The organism is Echinicola arenosa (assembly GCF_014841125.1).
Taxonomy (GTDB): Bacteria; Bacteroidota; Bacteroidia; order Cytophagales; family Cyclobacteriaceae; genus Echinicola; species Echinicola arenosa.
This window is the reverse complement of record NZ_JACYTQ010000002.1, coordinates 553,589-568,847: the sequence shown is the minus strand read 5'-3', so window position 1 is coordinate 568,847 and position 15,259 is coordinate 553,589. Positions and strand designations below refer to the sequence as shown.

At 39.5% G+C, this 15,259-nt stretch carries 14 protein-coding genes, 1 tRNA gene and 1 pseudogene; 8 read left to right on the top strand and 8 right to left on the bottom strand.

The genetic code is table 11. From position 1 onward, the window contains the following. Positions 1-54: 54 nt before the first annotated feature. The 3 genes from IFO69_RS07160 to era form a co-directional block, all read right to left on the bottom strand. Entirely contained in the window at positions 55-276 is a 222-nt protein-coding gene (locus IFO69_RS07160) for a hypothetical protein (protein ID WP_192009381.1), read from the bottom strand. Between the two features lie 77 nt (positions 277-353). Continuing rightward, positions 354-1,667: a ribosome biogenesis GTPase Der gene (gene der / locus IFO69_RS07155; RefSeq protein ID WP_192009380.1), complete on the bottom strand. Its 1,314-nt coding sequence runs from the start codon at positions 1,665-1,667 to the stop codon at positions 354-356. Between the two features lie 18 nt (positions 1,668-1,685). Next, entirely contained in the window at positions 1,686-2,576 is an 891-nt protein-coding gene (gene era / locus IFO69_RS07150; protein WP_192009379.1) for a GTPase Era, read from the bottom strand. A 138-nt stretch (positions 2,577-2,714) separates the two neighbouring features. On the opposite strand from era, the gene IFO69_RS07145 reads away from it, so the two are divergent. After that, positions 2,715-2,787, top strand: a tRNA-Met gene (locus tag IFO69_RS07145). A 290-nt stretch (positions 2,788-3,077) separates the two neighbouring features. Here IFO69_RS07145 and IFO69_RS07140 read toward each other — a convergent pair. From IFO69_RS07140 to IFO69_RS07125, 4 genes are all read right to left on the bottom strand, one after another. Continuing rightward, entirely contained in the window at positions 3,078-3,659 is a 582-nt protein-coding gene (locus tag IFO69_RS07140; RefSeq protein WP_317173438.1) for an ATP-binding protein, read from the bottom strand. Between the two features lie 207 nt (positions 3,660-3,866). Continuing rightward, positions 3,867-3,995 (bottom strand): hypothetical protein, encoded by a 129-nt coding sequence (locus IFO69_RS21700; protein WP_262891613.1) that lies wholly within the window; start codon positions 3,993-3,995, stop codon positions 3,867-3,869. A gap of 27 nt (positions 3,996-4,022) precedes the next feature. Beyond that, positions 4,023-5,405 (bottom strand): DUF1593 domain-containing protein, encoded by a 1,383-nt coding sequence (locus IFO69_RS07130; RefSeq protein WP_317173437.1) that lies wholly within the window; start codon positions 5,403-5,405, stop codon positions 4,023-4,025. Positions 5,406-6,347: 942 nt separating this feature from the next. Beyond that, positions 6,348-7,190, bottom strand: a complete 843-nt coding sequence (locus tag IFO69_RS07125) for a helix-turn-helix domain-containing protein (protein WP_192009377.1) — start codon at positions 7,188-7,190, stop codon at positions 6,348-6,350. Between the two features lie 121 nt (positions 7,191-7,311). On the opposite strand from IFO69_RS07125, the gene IFO69_RS07120 reads away from it, so the two are divergent. From IFO69_RS07120 to IFO69_RS21610, 7 genes and pseudogenes are all read left to right on the top strand, one after another. Beyond that, positions 7,312-8,607 (top strand): nucleoside hydrolase-like domain-containing protein, encoded by a 1,296-nt coding sequence (locus IFO69_RS07120; RefSeq protein ID WP_192009376.1) that lies wholly within the window; start codon positions 7,312-7,314, stop codon positions 8,605-8,607. A gap of 44 nt (positions 8,608-8,651) precedes the next feature. Beyond that, on the top strand, positions 8,652-10,040 hold the full coding sequence (locus tag IFO69_RS07115; protein ID WP_192009375.1) for a pectate lyase family protein: 1,389 nt from the start codon (positions 8,652-8,654) through the stop codon (positions 10,038-10,040). A 76-nt stretch (positions 10,041-10,116) separates the two neighbouring features. Then, entirely contained in the window at positions 10,117-11,508 is a 1,392-nt protein-coding gene (locus tag IFO69_RS07110) for a DUF1593 domain-containing protein (protein WP_192009374.1), read from the top strand. 48 nt (positions 11,509-11,556) lie between these two features. Beyond that, positions 11,557-12,148: pseudogene (locus IFO69_RS07105) on the top strand (Fic family protein); the annotation flags it as partial. A gap of 189 nt (positions 12,149-12,337) precedes the next feature. Beyond that, the gene (locus tag IFO69_RS07100) at positions 12,338-13,420 is read left to right on the top strand and encodes a Fic family protein (protein WP_192009373.1); all 1,083 of its coding nucleotides are present in this window, start codon (positions 12,338-12,340) and stop codon (positions 13,418-13,420) included. An 86-nt stretch (positions 13,421-13,506) separates the two neighbouring features. Continuing rightward, entirely contained in the window at positions 13,507-13,644 is a 138-nt protein-coding gene (locus IFO69_RS21615; RefSeq protein WP_225444037.1) for a hypothetical protein, read from the top strand. 57 nt (positions 13,645-13,701) lie between these two features. Continuing rightward, positions 13,702-13,899 (top strand): helix-turn-helix domain-containing protein, encoded by a 198-nt coding sequence (locus tag IFO69_RS21610; RefSeq protein WP_225444036.1) that lies wholly within the window; start codon positions 13,702-13,704, stop codon positions 13,897-13,899. A 429-nt stretch (positions 13,900-14,328) separates the two neighbouring features. On the opposite strand, the gene IFO69_RS07090 is transcribed toward IFO69_RS21610, so the two are convergent. Further along, complete coding sequence (locus IFO69_RS07090) at positions 14,329-15,246, bottom strand: helix-turn-helix domain-containing protein (RefSeq protein ID WP_192009372.1); 918 nt, start codon at positions 15,244-15,246, stop codon at positions 14,329-14,331. Between the last annotated feature and the right edge of the window lie 13 nt (positions 15,247-15,259).

Below are 15,259 nucleotides of genomic sequence, written 5' to 3'. Positions count from 1 at the left end.
AAGAGCACCGATTGCTCAGTGCTCCCCATAAAATTTCAATCAAATGTAATTGGATTAACCGTTAACTTCTTCGGTTACCTCCTCCACAGTTACTTCCACTGAGTCTACAGTGTCTTCAACTGTTTCATCAAGTTCTTCCACTGAATCATCGATGATCTCCTCAGTCTCTTCAACTTGGTTTTCGATGATTTCTTCAGTTTGTTCAACTTCTTTTTTGCCGCAAGATGTGGTCATTACCAGACCAGCTAGGGCGAACAAAACAAATACTTTTTTCATGTGTTTGATTCTTAAAATAAGCACGCAAATGTAATACCGCTTATCAAATATTCAAGCAATTTGATCAAAAATATTTTTTATTTTTTCTTATAAGTAATTTTGATCGGAACTCCTTGAAAATCAAAGTGTTCTCTTATTCTGTTTTCCAGGTATCTGGTGTAGGGAGCTTTCAGGTATTGGGGCAAATTGCAGAAGAAAGCAAACACCGGATTTTTAGTTGGCAATTGGGTAATATATTTGATCTTGATGTACTTTCCTTTCCATGCTGGTGGCGGATATCTTTCGATCTCTGGTAGGATTTGATCGTTTAATTTAGAAGTGGAAATCTTCTTGGTTTTGTTTTCGTAAACCTGTACCGCCAACTCGATGGCTTGGAAAATTCGCTGCTTGGTGAGCATAGAAGTAAATATGATCGGGATCCATTTATTTTCACCCAATTTTTCCATCATATTTTCTTTAAACTTGTCCATGGTCTTATGGTCTTTTTCGATAAGGTCCCATTTGTTGACCATGATCATCAATCCCTTGTTATTTTTGATGGCCAATGAAATTAGATTGACATCTTGAGCTTCTAAACCTCTTGTGGCATCGACCATAATAATGATTACATCAGAGTCTTCCAATGTGCGTAAAGAACGCATGACGGAATAAAACTCAATGTCTTCCTTTACTCTTGATTTTTTACGGATCCCAGCAGTATCCGAGATGATAAAGTTCTTTCCGAAAAGTGTGTAGTGTGAGTTTATAGTGTCTCTGGTAGTACCTGCTTCATCGGTCACGATGGTTCTTTCGGTTCCAAGTAAGGCATTGAGGAAGGAGGATTTCCCTACATTGGGTCTTCCAAGAATCGCAATTTTAGGAATTCCTGCATCGGGGTCTTCGATTCCTTCATCGTCAAAGTTTTGGATCAATACATCTAAAAGGTCACCTGTACCGCTTCCACTTACAGCTGCAATAGGAAATACCTGATCATGGCCAATGCCCAGTTCATAGAACTCATTGGCCATAAAAGCTCTTTCTTGGGTATCGGCTTTGTTGGCTACAATGTAGATCGGCTTTTTGGAACTGCGAAGTTCATTAGCAAATTCCTTGTCCAGGTCGGTAAGGCCATCTACACAGTCCACCACAAAGAGTATAACAGATGCTTCTTCCAAAGCTAGGTTAACTTGTTTCCGGATTTCTGCTTCGAATACATCATCAGAACCCGTAACGTACCCACCAGTGTCAATGACTGAGAAGAATTTCCCCCCCCACTGGGCATGGCCATAATGGCGGTCCCTTGTTACCCCACTGACATTATCTTCAATGGCCTTTCTTTCCTCTACCAGTCGGTTGAAAAAGGTGGATTTACCCACATTGGGTCTTCCTACTATTGCTACGATGTTAGACATTCTCTTTGTGCTTTATATTTATTGGTCGTAACCAAATTTTCGTAATTTATTTTTATTTTTTCTCCAATCATCTTCCACCTTGACGTGGGTTTCGAGAAAAACTTTTTTATTAAAGAAGGTTTCGAGCGCTTCTCTCGCTTCTGTACCTACTTTTTTAAGTGCTTTTCCCTTTTCGCCAATAATAATGCCTTTTTGGCTAGATCGTTCGACGAAAATCAATGCCCTGATTCTGATGATTTTATCTTCTTCGATAAATTGGTCGATAGCCACTTCTGTACTATAGGGGATTTCCTTTTTATAATTGGTGAAAATCTTTTCCCGGATGATCTCGGAAGCGAAGAAACGCTCAGGTCTGTCGGTTAGTTCCTCTTTATCATAATATGGGGGATGAACAGGAAGTCGGTCAAGGATTTCCTGTAATATCCTTTCGATATTGAAATTTTCGGTGGCAGAAATCGGGATGACAGTATCCGCTTTGATTCTTTCTGTCCAGTAATGGGTAGTCTCTTCCAGTTTATTGTCTTTGGATAGATCAATCTTATTTATCACTAGCAAGATCGGGACCCCTGAAGCATTCATTTTTTCAATAACTTCTTGGATCTCATCTTCTGTTTCAAATAAGTCCGTCACAAAAACAATGACATCGGCATCCTCCAGAGAAAGGTTTACAAAGCTCATCATACTCTTGTGCAGCTCGTATTTTGGTTTGAGCATACCAGGGGTATCCGAAAAAACGATTTGATAATTCTCATCGTTCATCAATCCCAAAATCCGATGCCTTGTTGTTTGGGCTTTGGATGAAATAATTGAAAGTCGCTCACCTACAAGGGCATTCATTAATGTAGACTTGCCGACATTGGGTTTTCCGATGATATTAACGAAACCAGCCTTGTGTGTTTTTTCGGTCATATGAATAATTTTTTACAAAGGTACTTGATTTTTCATAATATCTACGTACCTTTGTATCACAATAAAGGAAACAGGGGGTCAGAAACGCTATCTTCGCCTTTAATTTAGATAAAAGATATAAATAATATAAAGATATATCGCGGGATGGAGCAGTTGGTAGCTCGTCGGGCTCATAACCCGAAGGTCACTGGTTCGAGTCCAGTTCCCGCTACTAAACAATTAGTTGAACCTTTGTGTTCAACTTTTTGTGTTTTATAGGGTTCCTGATGTAGTTTGTATAATAAATTTGATTCAATTCAATTCCAATTGGTTTCAAATGACTCAAATTTGTCCCCCTTATCGTCCCCTTTTTTGTCCCCCTTTTAGAACTGTATTGTTACTCAATTTTTGGAAGGTATAGGTGATGTCCGAGCGCTTAACAGGGGGGGCACCGGCGCATACTGGGTCACGGATTCCGGGAATCATTGGGCCATTTTCCAAATGCAATAATAGGGTTAAAATTTAATTGTCCAACTTCTTTTTGCTTCTCATGGATTCTCCTTCCATTTCTATCTTATGTGAGGAGTATACGAGCCTGTCGAGCACGGCATCTGCAATGCTGTCATCACCAATGGTTCCATGCCATTGACTGACCGGTATCTGTGATGCAATGATCGTTGAGCTTTTCTCATAGCGGTCTTCCATGATGTCCATTAGGGCCATCATGGCCTGTCCATCCATCGGGGCCAGGCCAAAGTCGTCCAAGATGAGCACATGGGTTTTTTCGAGCTTTTTGAGCAGTTTATGGTAGGAGCCTTCCAGTGTATGTGCAAGTAAATTGTGATGGTAAGTACCATAGTTGGAGACCCATATACCGCCGAACCCATGAGAACCTTTTACGTGGTTTGAGCCACTCAGACTTTCGGTAATCATACTCCACTGCACGGTGATACTGTCACAATGATAGATGGACATACACTCATCGATACTCCAGCTGGCAGAAACAAGATTGATAATTGCATGTTTGAAATACCGACCGGAAACTGCATCATAGTCATTGCCTGACAAATCACCTGGACGCACCCGGATATATCTAATGATCACATGGTCATTATTTATTTGTAACGGATGTTTTTTTAAGCAAATCCCATCCCCGGGGCAGTCTGTCCAGCAATTGTAATGTAGGGATTTTTGATACTTATCGGGCTCTCCAGCTCTATGTTTCAAGAGACCTTAAAACAACCGTTAGTGGGCCTTCGGCATCTACAGTAGCCTTAGGCTGCCTTTTCCATTGTCCCTAAGGTTGGTAACTTAATGAACGGTACCTCCTCTTCCTCCCTTGGCGAATTTCCCATAACCTTCGGTTGTAGGGAATGCGAGCTGAAGGGCATATGCACACGAAACGATCAGTAGCGCCATGGGGAATAGCAGATTTTTCATAATTGGGTTTTTTAAATATTCTACATCCTATTTTACGGTTATTATCACTCTCTTGTATCGCGTCAGGTTAGGGGTGCCATTGTCTCGAACTTCACAGATGATATGAATGGTTTCACCTTGATTAGCATCAGCAGGAATTGTAAAATTCGTGTTAAAACTTTCCGGTTGATCAATTTTCACAATCCCCTCATAAGTATCAGCCTCCTCATATTGCCACCATTTACAATATAATTTATCGTCATCCGGGTCATAGCTGCCTTCAGCATTGAGTCTTACATCATCACCGGGGTAGGCTACCAGATCAACCTTATGGTTAAGCTGTACCACTGGTTGATGATTGGCATCTTTGAAACTTTTAACACACCAGTCGGCACGCGCAGCAAAGTCATTTTGTATAGCATCTGCCCAACGTGTCATGGGTTTAAAATACACGTTCATCTGATCCTGATTTTCCGGGTAAACAGACCTCATGTAATTTCTTCCCCAGGCTGATTTGGTGTACCATCTGCCTTCGGGATATTCATAATCGTCAAAAGGAACGGGATCTAGCCAGGTATTTTCCCTGACATGTACATATCTGCCGCCCCACCCACCAAAAACAGGAGATTCCATATTGCGCAATCCGGTTGGGATAGTGTGTAAGAAGGCGGGTGAATCACCTTCCGATCGAAAAGAGCCTTTCTGCTTTGGGTTACCCGCTCCCCAGCCTTCGTTATCATTGCCGCCCTGATAGGCCTGATATAATGAGCAAAGTGGGCCATGTCCTTCCAGAATATTCGTTTTCATCCAGTCCACTTTGAAGTAATCGATTTTATCCTCGGGCATAACTTTGTCCCATTGGTAGGCAATAGCCCAAAATTGGTCACTGATGATTGTAGGAATATTGTATTTCCCCCAATGTGGACGAATGTAAGACTGGTAGGTCGAATCTTGCTCCCATATCAAAAACAATCGGAGTTTATTAGCTACAATTTCCATTTTATCAGGGTAATCTTCTTCTATGGTCTTCAATGCTCGTGCAATGGTATTGGAACCACCCCATGCCTGAACCCAAACAGGGCGGTCATCTGATTCGTCCAGCAATACATTGACAATATGCTGAGAGCCGGGTGTAATGGAATCCATCTCACCTTCATTTGCTACATTACCCAGCAAAGTGACAGATTTGAGATAATCAGGGGATGGATAATCTTTGTCGTGCTCAAGGAGGTTAGGGTAAACTTTTTCGTAAGCATCCAGGTAGGGAACTGCCCAATCATTCCCTGCCCATCTATGACCTTGCCAATGATATTGAGAGCTTGAAGTAATGATGCCTTCTACGTCCCATTCGTTCGTATAAAGTAAAAACCGAACTAACGAACATTCATCGTCTATTTCACCATCTGAAGTGACAATTACACGTGGTTTCACTTCTGATCCAATGGACGGGTCACTATTGCAACACGAAAAAATTATTGGCGATAGAAAGATTATTATCAGTCGATTCATTTGATGGGCAATGTTAATAGTGCTGGTATGCGGCAAACGTAAAGAGTTTTAAACGCAATCTAGGCAAAAAATAAACTATTTTCTTAAGACTATCAAAATTACGGTTAAAACATAGTTGAACTAAGCCGGGCGCTGCTATGGGCATTTGTCTTTTATGAATCTTTTCATGACGGGGTTTTCAGAAGGTTCTTAGGCTTCGCTGCTTGAAACTTCTGGTTGGATTGACAGTTTTGCCCGCAAAAGGGCTGCTTATTTTTTGCAACTTATTTTCACTCACGTGGGTATAAAGCATGGTTGTCTTTGGGCTATTGTGACCCAGAAGTGTCTGGATATATCGTATGTCCGTACAGTTTTCCAATTAGTGGACAGCAAAGCTATGACGCAGGGTGTGCAGTGTCAATCACCTTTTCCTGATTTCAGCCCTTTTACAATATGTGGGAACTCTTTAGCTTTACAAAGCTCAAACCCTGTGGACCATTATGGCCTCTATTAGGAACTGTATGGTAACCAAGAAAAAATGCATACTAAAATTTTCTATAGAAATCATTGCAGGATTCGTATAACTCGTACCGTACGAATTTTACGAGGTGGAAATGATATTCAGAAACATGCAAAAGAATTCAATAATAAATCAAAGGTTCGTTTTCTAAAATTTGTACATATGTAAATAGGTCGATTTTCTGCTTTTTACATCAAAAAGAAAAAAGATCATTTAAAAATTTGAATTGAATAACGGGCTTGCTTGGTAATGTGAGCCCCTTTTGAATTATACGATTCAAATAAATTTAGCGCTATAAAAGCAAAATGAACCTGTTCATCTATTTGTCCCCATCTTACTTTTTTCTTTAATTGGAAGATTTATTGTTATCTGTTCAACAAATACCTCTTCCTAAATTCTCTTGGTGTACACCCATTGATTTTCAGAAAAGCTGCATTAAAGCGACTGATAGAATTGAAACCACAATCAAACGCGATATCTGTGATGCTTTTGTCTGTCGCTACCAACTTCCTCTGCGCATGAGAGATTCTTTCCTCTGTGATGTATTCGCTTAGCGTACTTCCAAATGTCCTCTTGAAAATCGAATTAGCGTGGTCAGGATTCAAACCCACAGCCTGACCAATTGAAGATACTTTGATAGGATCCGAATAATTTTGAGCAATAAAAATAGCAATCCGTTCTACCTGACTGATTTCATTGTATTGAAGTGATGGGTATTCCTTTTTTTCAGAAGAGTAATTGCCTATAGACATTCTTCTCAATCTTGCATGTATTTCGAGCAACGCAACTTCTGCGGCTTCATTTACATTGATATCTGCCAGCCAGTTTTTGAAAAGATACTCATCGTACTTCGAACGCTCCTCAGAAGCTTCAAATAGCACGTCACCTTTAAGCAGCTTATCCACAAAAGGAACAGAAAGCTTCCATTCCAAAAAAAGTGAGAATGGTACCGTGCAGACGTAATATGGCTTATCATTATTGAAATCAATAATTTGATGGGGAATAAGCCCCCAAAAAACAGTCAGTTTTTTAGGTGGAACAACTACTTTATTTCCTTGAATAAGATAAGTAATGCCAACTTCCGGGAAATAGTTTATTTCAATTTCATTGTGTCTATCAGGCTTTCTCATTATGCTTGGAGACCATAGCTCACAAGTCAATCCATAAGGTTTAAACTCATTTCGTCTTTCATCAAAAGTATTTATCATCTAGGATTTTGATAGGTTTATACAGAAATGTAGGTAGTTTTTCTGTAAATACGAGAATAAATTTACATTTCATGAGTTATGTTAAAATATTAACCAAAGGGTCAATAGGTAAATCCAAAGAATGAAGTTGAAAAGTCAAAGTATATCAGGTTTAATAGGGGTCCTGTTTTTTGCTTTCTTATTTGGCTGCAAGGAACATGAGAAAAAAGTTCTTAGGCCAAGGGTATTGATCAGCTCAGATATAGGAGGAACGGATCCCGATGATTTTCAATCGATGATTCATCTATTGATGTATGCAGATCAATTCCAGATCGAAGGCTTGATTTCATCACCTTATGGAGAAGGCAGCACCAAGGATTTTCAAGATATGATCGATCTATATGAAATAGATTACAATCGACTTTTAAGGCATGCTCCAGAATTTCCAACTCCAATATCCCTAAGATCCATTACCAAGCAAGGCGGAAAAGATGCCGCTCCTTTTAGAGGCTATACCACTCCTACGGAAGGTTCAGAATGGATTATAAAATGTGCCAAGAAAGAAAGTGAGCAACCGCTATGGGTACTTGTTTGGGGAGGGATTGAAGATCTTGCACAGGCACTTCATGATGCTCCCGAAATCAAAGAAAATATCAGAGTGTATTGGATAGGCGGCCCCAATAAAAAGTGGAGTATCAATGCCTATTCCTATATAGCTGAACATCATCCTGACCTTTGGATGATAGAGGCAAATTCCACCTACAGAGGATGGTTTATGGATGAGGATTCGCCAGAGGATCTAAAAGGAGACGCCTTTTACAAAAACTACATTGATGGTCGAGGAGCCATGGGCCAGGATTTTATCAAGTATTATGATGGAAATATCAAAATGGGCGACACTCCTTCACTGGTTTATCTTATGAACGGTGACCCAAACGAACCTACCGGAGAAAGCTGGGGTGGAAGTTTTGAAAAGATCAATCGCAGTTCAAGAAATGTATTTCTAAGAGGAAGTTCATTAGAAGATAAGGTGGCGGCCTATGGAACTATTGAGTGGAGATTTGAAGGGCCTGAACTTGAGGTCCCCGAGGATTCAGTTGTGTTCGAAATGGAGATTCAAAATCAGACTTGGCCAGGATATTATTTGGGTGATGGTATTTATGGGATTAAATATTCGTCTAAAAAACCCGAAAAAGGGTATTATAAATCCAGTAGCGCTATCTCTGAATTGGACGGTTTGGAAGGAAATTACATCAGCACCTTTCCTTGGCCGGGAAATGCTTCACCAGATGATTACCGATTAGGTGCAAATTGGTATAGTGACAAAGTAGATGAAACTCTTTTTATCGAAGATCAGCAAGGCGCCAAGACCATCTCAAAATATAGAAATGAGTTTTTAATGGATTGGGCAGAAAGGTGGAAATGGCTCGATAAATAATTTTAATCTATTAAAATTCAAAGAAATAATAATACTCCCAAAATATGCAAAGAATCTTATTTATAGGCATTTTGAACCTGATTATGTACACATCAGCTATTTGCCAACAAATTGCCTTTCCCACAGCTGAAGGCTATGGGAAATTTTCCAAAGGTGGCCGTGGAGGAGCGGTTTATGAAGTCACCAATTTGAATGATAATGGGGAAGGGAGTTTGAGAGCTGCTGTGGAAGCAAAAGGGGCTAGAACTGTTGTATTCAAAGTTTCAGGAACCATCGAATTAGAAAGCCCACTTCGAATCAAAAATCCCTATATCACCATAGCTGGTCAAACAGCTCCTGGAGATGGGGTTTGCCTCAAAAAATTTCCTCTGATGATCGATGCTGATCATGTGATCATTCGGTTTATAAGAGTAAGACTCGGTAACGAATCTGGAGAGGACACAGATGCTGTTTCAAGTAGATATACCAAACACATTATTTTAGATCATATTTCTGCAAGCTGGAGTGTGGATGAAACCATGTCCATATACCATTGCGACAGTATTACTGTACAATGGTGTATAATTTCGGAGAGCATGCATGACTCCAATCATATCAAAGGAGCTCATGGTTTTGGTGGAATTTGGGGATCCAACTACGGTAGCTATCACCATAATCTTTTCGCTCATCATGGTAGCCGAAACCCAAGAATGGCGTCAGGTTCTGGCTTTACAGATTATAGAAATAATGTGGTCTATAATTGGGGATACAACAGCACTTATGGAGGAGAAAACCAACAAGTAAATAATCCGAAGTTCGCATTTTCGACGATCAATATGGTCGCAAACTACTATAAACCAGGACCCGCTACCGAGAAGGGAGAAGTTCGATATAGACTTGTAAACCCTAATATGCGGGATACTACGAGTGATTTTGGAAAATGGTATATTGCTGAGAATGTCATGATAGGCAATGAGAAAGTGACTGCCAACAATTGGGAAGGCGGAGTGCAGCCTCAAGGAGGGGAAGAAAACTTGAAATTTGTGAAGCTAAATAAACCGTGGGATGCCATGCCCATAAACCAACAAAAGGCCGAAGAAGCTTTTGAATTGGTATTAGCAAACGCCGGCGCTATCCTGCCAAAACGAGATGAAGTGGATATCAGGATAGTCAACGAGACAAAAGGAGGATCTACAACATATGAAGGAGGAACTTACAGAAAGGATCACTCATTGATCGATCCTTCAAAAAAATCAGGAATCATTGATTCCCAAAACGATGTAGGTGGATGGCCTGAACTCAAGAGTTTACCAGCTCCTAAAGACTCCGATCATGATGGAATGCCAGATGAATGGGAATTGGAGAATGGTCTTAATCCTACCGATGGTGCAGATAGAAATCTTATTAAAGAAGGTTATACCATGTTGGAAAATTATTTGAATTCAATCAAGTAAAAAATCCCGACCTTCTAAATCTAACCCAAAATTATTTATAATTCTCCTTAGCTCCTTGAGTCATACCTTTTGTTTAATGAAAAAATCAATTCCCGCTCTTTTCCTTGCGTCTATTATTTCCTGCTGTGCTTTTGCCCAGCAAGATCAAAAGAAAGCTATACCAAAGCCGAGAATTGTTGTATTGACGGATGTTTCCACTTGGGAAACCGATGATAGTGAATCTTTGGTCAGATTGTTTGTCCACGCAGATTTATATGAAATCGAGGGACTGATTTTCACTACAGGTTGGAGTCTCGATAAAACTCGAGATGATTTCATGGACTTGATTCATGATGCAATAGACGCTTATGAAAAGGACCTTCCAAACTTGATGAAACGATCAAATCAACAAGGCTTTCTTGCCGATGAATCAAATCAAAGCATAGGTTACTGGCCAAGTCCGGACTATTTGCGAAGCATTACTGTATTTGGCAGCAAAAACCGAGGTCAGCAATTTATTGGAGCAGACAACAATTCGGAAGGAAGTGAATTGATCATCGAGCTTGCAGATGAGTCGGATCAGCGCCCTCTTTGGATTACCGTTTGGGGTGGAGGAAATACCTTAGCCCAAGCTATCTGGAAAGTGCAGCAAACAAGATCAGAATCAGAACTGAGGACATTTCTTCAAAAAATCCCAACCTATGCGATCACCGATCAGGATAGAGATCAAAAAACTGATTTTGCGATTAGCTCACACCAATGGATGAGAAGGGAGTTTTCTGATGATTTACTATTTATCTGGGATGAATCTGCCTGGAAATATCAGAATGGAACAGGTAAAAGTAATTGGGAAAAATATGAAGTGGATATACAGACTCATGGAAATCTGGGTAAAGTCTATCCCAAATATAAATACGGCGTAGAAGGTGATACACCTGCTTTTTTACATCTGATGCCAAATGGTTTGAACGACCCAATGGTTCCTTCCCAAGTAGGTTGGGGAGGATATTTCGAAAAGGGAATTAGTGAAGATCAGGAAACAAAAGCTTTTACTAACTTTCAAACACCGGAAGCTGAAATATCCAGGAAATACGAAAGCTACTTCTACCCTGCAATCTATAACAATTTCGTTGCCAGAATGGACTGGGCAAGTGAAGGGAAAGGAAACCGCAACCCAATTGTGGTAATAAATAAAATGGAGGGCATAGAGTTGCTAAGAGTGAAGGCAAAGAAACGCCAAACTATAAAGTTAGATGCATCCAGATCTTACGATCCAGAAGGCGATGAGCTGAGTTTCAAATGGTGGATTATCCCTGAGGCAGGTACTTATAAAGATGAGATAAAGATCCAGAATAGCGACTCCAATCATATTAAAATTGATCTTCCAAGTGATTCCTCCGGCAAGACCACCCATATCCTCTGCGAAGTGACTGATAATGGCTCACCAAAATTAACCAGTTACAGAAGAATCATCGTTGAGGTGAAGTGACTAATTGATGTGCAAAGTTCCAGTGTAAAATTGGGAAACAATCCTGTATTTCTAGATTGGTTCAACAACAGTAAAATTGACTTGGTAATTAAAGCAGCAATCGCCCATTTATGGTTTGTAACCATCCACCCTTTTGAAGATGGAAATGGAAGGATAACAAGAGCATTGACCGATATGCTCCTGGCGCAAGCTGACAAAAGTAACCAACGTTTTTACAGTATGTCTGCTCAGGTCCGGTTGGAAAGAAAACAGTATTATGAGATATTGGAAAAAATGCAAAAGGGGAATTTGGATATAACTGATTGGATGGTTTGGTTTTTAAACTGTTTGATCATTGCCTTAAAATCCACGGATTTGATACTTTCAAAAGTCCTGTTCAAAGCTGCTTTTTGGCAAAAGCATATGTACACTGCATTAAATGGCAGACAAAGGAAATTATTGAATAAGCTGATGGATGGTTTTGACGGGAAATTAACCTCGTCCAAATGGGCAAAGATTGCAAAGTGCTCCAAAGATTCAGCAGTCAGGGATATTAACGACCTTATTGAGAAAGGAAGCAGCAGGAGGAAGAAGCACTAATTACGAATTGATAGGAATGCCAGCTGGTAGTCGGGTAGGTGAAGGGGAATCTCACTCTTAAATCTCTCACAGAACCGTGTCCCTCAAGTCTGCGGGATAGAATATTGCCCCTCGATTCATGCCGCTTCTATTAAGCAGTCGGTTTATATGCCAAAAACGAGCGTAAAACTTACCTTTTATATCAAAACAAGAGTAAATATTTAGTATTTTTACCTTCGAAAAAAGCTCAAGTGTAAAAGTTACTCTCGTTATGAACGACTTCAATAAATCTCAACCTTATAACAACCTACCTCTACTTCCGCCTAGAGCAGATTTGGAAACCAAAGAGGTACTAACTAAAACCATTAAGGCCAGTAGAGCATTAGCTCAACTAAATGGTGCCATAAGAAACCTTCCTAATCCTAGTCTATTTCTTGACACCCTTCACTTACAAGAAGCAAAAGCTAGTTCTGAAATTGAGAACATAATAACAACAAATGACGACTTGTATCAAGCCGTAGTGGCAGACAAAAAATTCAATAACCCAGCTACTAAGGAAGTAATTAGCTATAAAGAAGCTATTTGGCTTGGGTTTAAAAAGCTCGAGAAAAAACCTTTCATAACCACAAACCTTTGTGTAGAACTGGTTCAATGTATTAAGCAAAATACTGCAGGTATTAGAACTACACCTGGCACTACTCTATCCAACACCAAAGGTGAGGTAACTTACACACCTCCTTCAGGAGAACAAGTAATACGGGAAAAAATGGCTAATCTCGAAACTTTCATTAATGAAAACGACTCGATAGACCCGCTGATAAAAATGGCTATATCCCATTACCAATTTGAAGCCATTCACCCTTTTTCGGATGGTAATGGCAGAACTGGTCGTATCCTACTTTTACTTCAATTAAAACTGGAGCAATTACTTGATATTCCTGCTTTATTCCTAAGTGAATACATTATTGACCATAAAGACCAATATTATAAAGGATTAAGGGCCGTAACAGAAAAAAATGACTGGTCCAAATTCATAATCTACATGCTGGACATGGTAGAAACAACAGCGATAAAAGGGTTGGATAGGCTGGAATCAATAATTCGACTTATGGAAATTACTGGACAAGAAATTAAAGAAAAGCTTCCGAAAGTATATTCTAAGGATTTGGTTGAGGTCATTTTTAAGCTGCCATATACCAAAAGGCAAAACCTAATTGACATTGATTTAGGAACACCAAAAACAGTTGGAAATTATCTTAGCGCATTGGAAGAAGAAGGCTTCCTGAAATCTGTCAGAGTAGGAAAGGAAAAATTATACTTGAACCAGAAATTGATGAACATACTGGAAAATTAATAAGCAGGAAGGCACACACTCCGAGTACGATAAGGTGGATGCGAATACAGTAGATCAGTTTTAAAATCGAAAATTAACTTAAAATCATGATGTGGGAAAAGATCATTACGACTGAACAGGAATATAAAGAATCCCTTGCTAGACTTTCCCAAATCTTTGAGTCAGATCCAGACAGTGCAGAAGGGATGGAGGCAGAATTTTTGGTTACCCTCATCGAAAAATAATAGAAGGAAAAGCACCTTATTGCCTTACCTCAACCTATTGAGGCCATCAAAGAAACGATGGAGGGAAAAGGCTTAAAAGACAAGGATCTGATTCCAGCGATAGGAAGTAAGAATATTGTCAGCTTGGTATTGAACAGGAAAAGACCGCTTACCATCGAAATGGTCAGAAATCTTTCCAGCTACTTAAACATATCAGTTGAGGTACTGGTCCAGCCGTACGAACTGGATGGCAAGCAAGAAAAAATGAGTGTTTAAATTCCATGGAAAAGATAGTTCTGAAATTCGTACACCTCGTACGGCTCGTATCGTACGAATGGTACGGAGGAGAAATTTGATTCAAAACAGTTCAAATGGTTCAATTCAAATAAATTTAAAAAAGTAAATGCAAAATGAATCTGTCCCCCTTTTTGTCCCTCTTTTCTCATAAATTATTGAAAGTCAATAGCAGTTTGAAGCGCTGTTCCCGTTACTTCAAAGGATACTAGAAATAGTATCCTTTTTTTTGTTTATAAGAGGGTATGTGGGTTATGGTATTAATCTATCCCAATTTTTCCCAGTGGGTCAATTTGTCTTCTTTTCACTTAATTTCTCCTGTTTTTGTGAACGCATTTGAATCGAACAAGAAATCAAAATCGGAATGCTATGACTTTAGAAAACCTTAAATCCTAATAAAAGAACTTCCTTTTAATTCAATGATTTCTTGTATTCAATGGGTGACATATTTGTTTTCGCTTTGAATAATTTGCTAAAGGATTGTGGATAATCAAACCCCAGCTGATAAGCTACTTCTGAGGCGGTCAAGTTGCTGGTAGACAATATTATTTTTGCTTTTTCAATTACCTTTTGGTGAATGTAGTACTGGGTGGTTTGTCCCGTGGTTACCCTCAGCATATCACTCAGATAATTAGGTGAAACGTTTAACTCGTTTGATAGGAAACCAACTGTAGGAAGACCTTTCAAAATAGGTAAATCATTTTCAAAATAGTGGTTTAGTAGTTGTTCAAGTTTGCTTAGCAAACCACTGTTTGCTGATTTTCGGGTGATGAACTGTCTGTTATAAAAACGGTTGGAATAATTTAAAAGCAACTCAATATGGGAAATAATGACATCCTGGCTAAAATTATCAATGGAGGAGCTATACTCTTTCTCAATATTGTTCAGAATACCTTCAATTACTCTTTCTTCGTCTTCTGACAAGTGAAGGGCTTCATGCATTTCATAATTAAAAAAACCGAACTCTTTTATGCGGCTGGCCAATGGATAGGTCTGAAGAAAATCCGGATGAAAAAGTAACCACCAGCCGTTAGGCTTATTTTTCCCTGCATCCTGCACTGAAATGAGTTGTTGGGGCGCGCAAAACATCATCACGCCATGGTCAAAGTCATAGTTTTGTTGGCCATACCGTAATTTTCCCGTAAAGTCTTTTTTAATAAAAACGGAATAAAAATCATTTACAAAACTTCCTGGTACTGCAGGGTTAGTTTGGTTGAGCATACTCAGATCAATGACACTTACCAATGGATGTTTTGGAGATGCTATTTCAAGAATACGGTGCGCCTCTGAAACGGTTTTGACATGCACAGGAGTAGCTATCTTTTTCATGTGTGTTAGTTTA

What these genes read in the sequence shown, in the direction of transcription:
- IFO69_RS07115 (WP_192009375.1), top strand. Translation starts at nt 8,652, where the DNA reads ATGCAAAGAATCTTATTTATAGGCATTTTGAACCTGATTATGTACACA.
- IFO69_RS07100 (WP_192009373.1), top strand. Translation starts at nt 12,338, where the DNA reads ATGAACGACTTCAATAAATCTCAACCTTATAACAACCTACCTCTACTT.
- IFO69_RS21610 (WP_225444036.1), top strand. Translation starts at nt 13,702, where the DNA reads ATGGAGGGAAAAGGCTTAAAAGACAAGGATCTGATTCCAGCGATAGGA.
- IFO69_RS21700 (WP_262891613.1), bottom strand. Translation starts at nt 3,995, where the DNA reads ATGAAAAATCTGCTATTCCCCATGGCGCTACTGATCGTTTCGTGTGCA.
- IFO69_RS07125 (WP_192009377.1), bottom strand. Translation starts at nt 7,190, where the DNA reads ATGATAAATACTTTTGATGAAAGACGAAATGAGTTTAAACCTTATGGA.
- IFO69_RS07110 (WP_192009374.1), top strand. Translation starts at nt 10,117, where the DNA reads ATGAAAAAATCAATTCCCGCTCTTTTCCTTGCGTCTATTATTTCCTGC.
- IFO69_RS21615 (WP_225444037.1), top strand. Translation starts at nt 13,507, where the DNA reads ATGATGTGGGAAAAGATCATTACGACTGAACAGGAATATAAAGAATCC.
- era (WP_192009379.1), bottom strand. Translation starts at nt 2,576, where the DNA reads ATGACCGAAAAAACACACAAGGCTGGTTTCGTTAATATCATCGGAAAA.
- IFO69_RS07160 (WP_192009381.1), bottom strand. Translation starts at nt 276, where the DNA reads ATGAAAAAAGTATTTGTTTTGTTCGCCCTAGCTGGTCTGGTAATGACC.
- IFO69_RS07090 (WP_192009372.1), bottom strand. Translation starts at nt 15,246, where the DNA reads ATGAAAAAGATAGCTACTCCTGTGCATGTCAAAACCGTTTCAGAGGCG.
- IFO69_RS07120 (WP_192009376.1), top strand. Translation starts at nt 7,312, where the DNA reads ATGAAGTTGAAAAGTCAAAGTATATCAGGTTTAATAGGGGTCCTGTTT.
- der (WP_192009380.1), bottom strand. Translation starts at nt 1,667, where the DNA reads ATGTCTAACATCGTAGCAATAGTAGGAAGACCCAATGTGGGTAAATCC.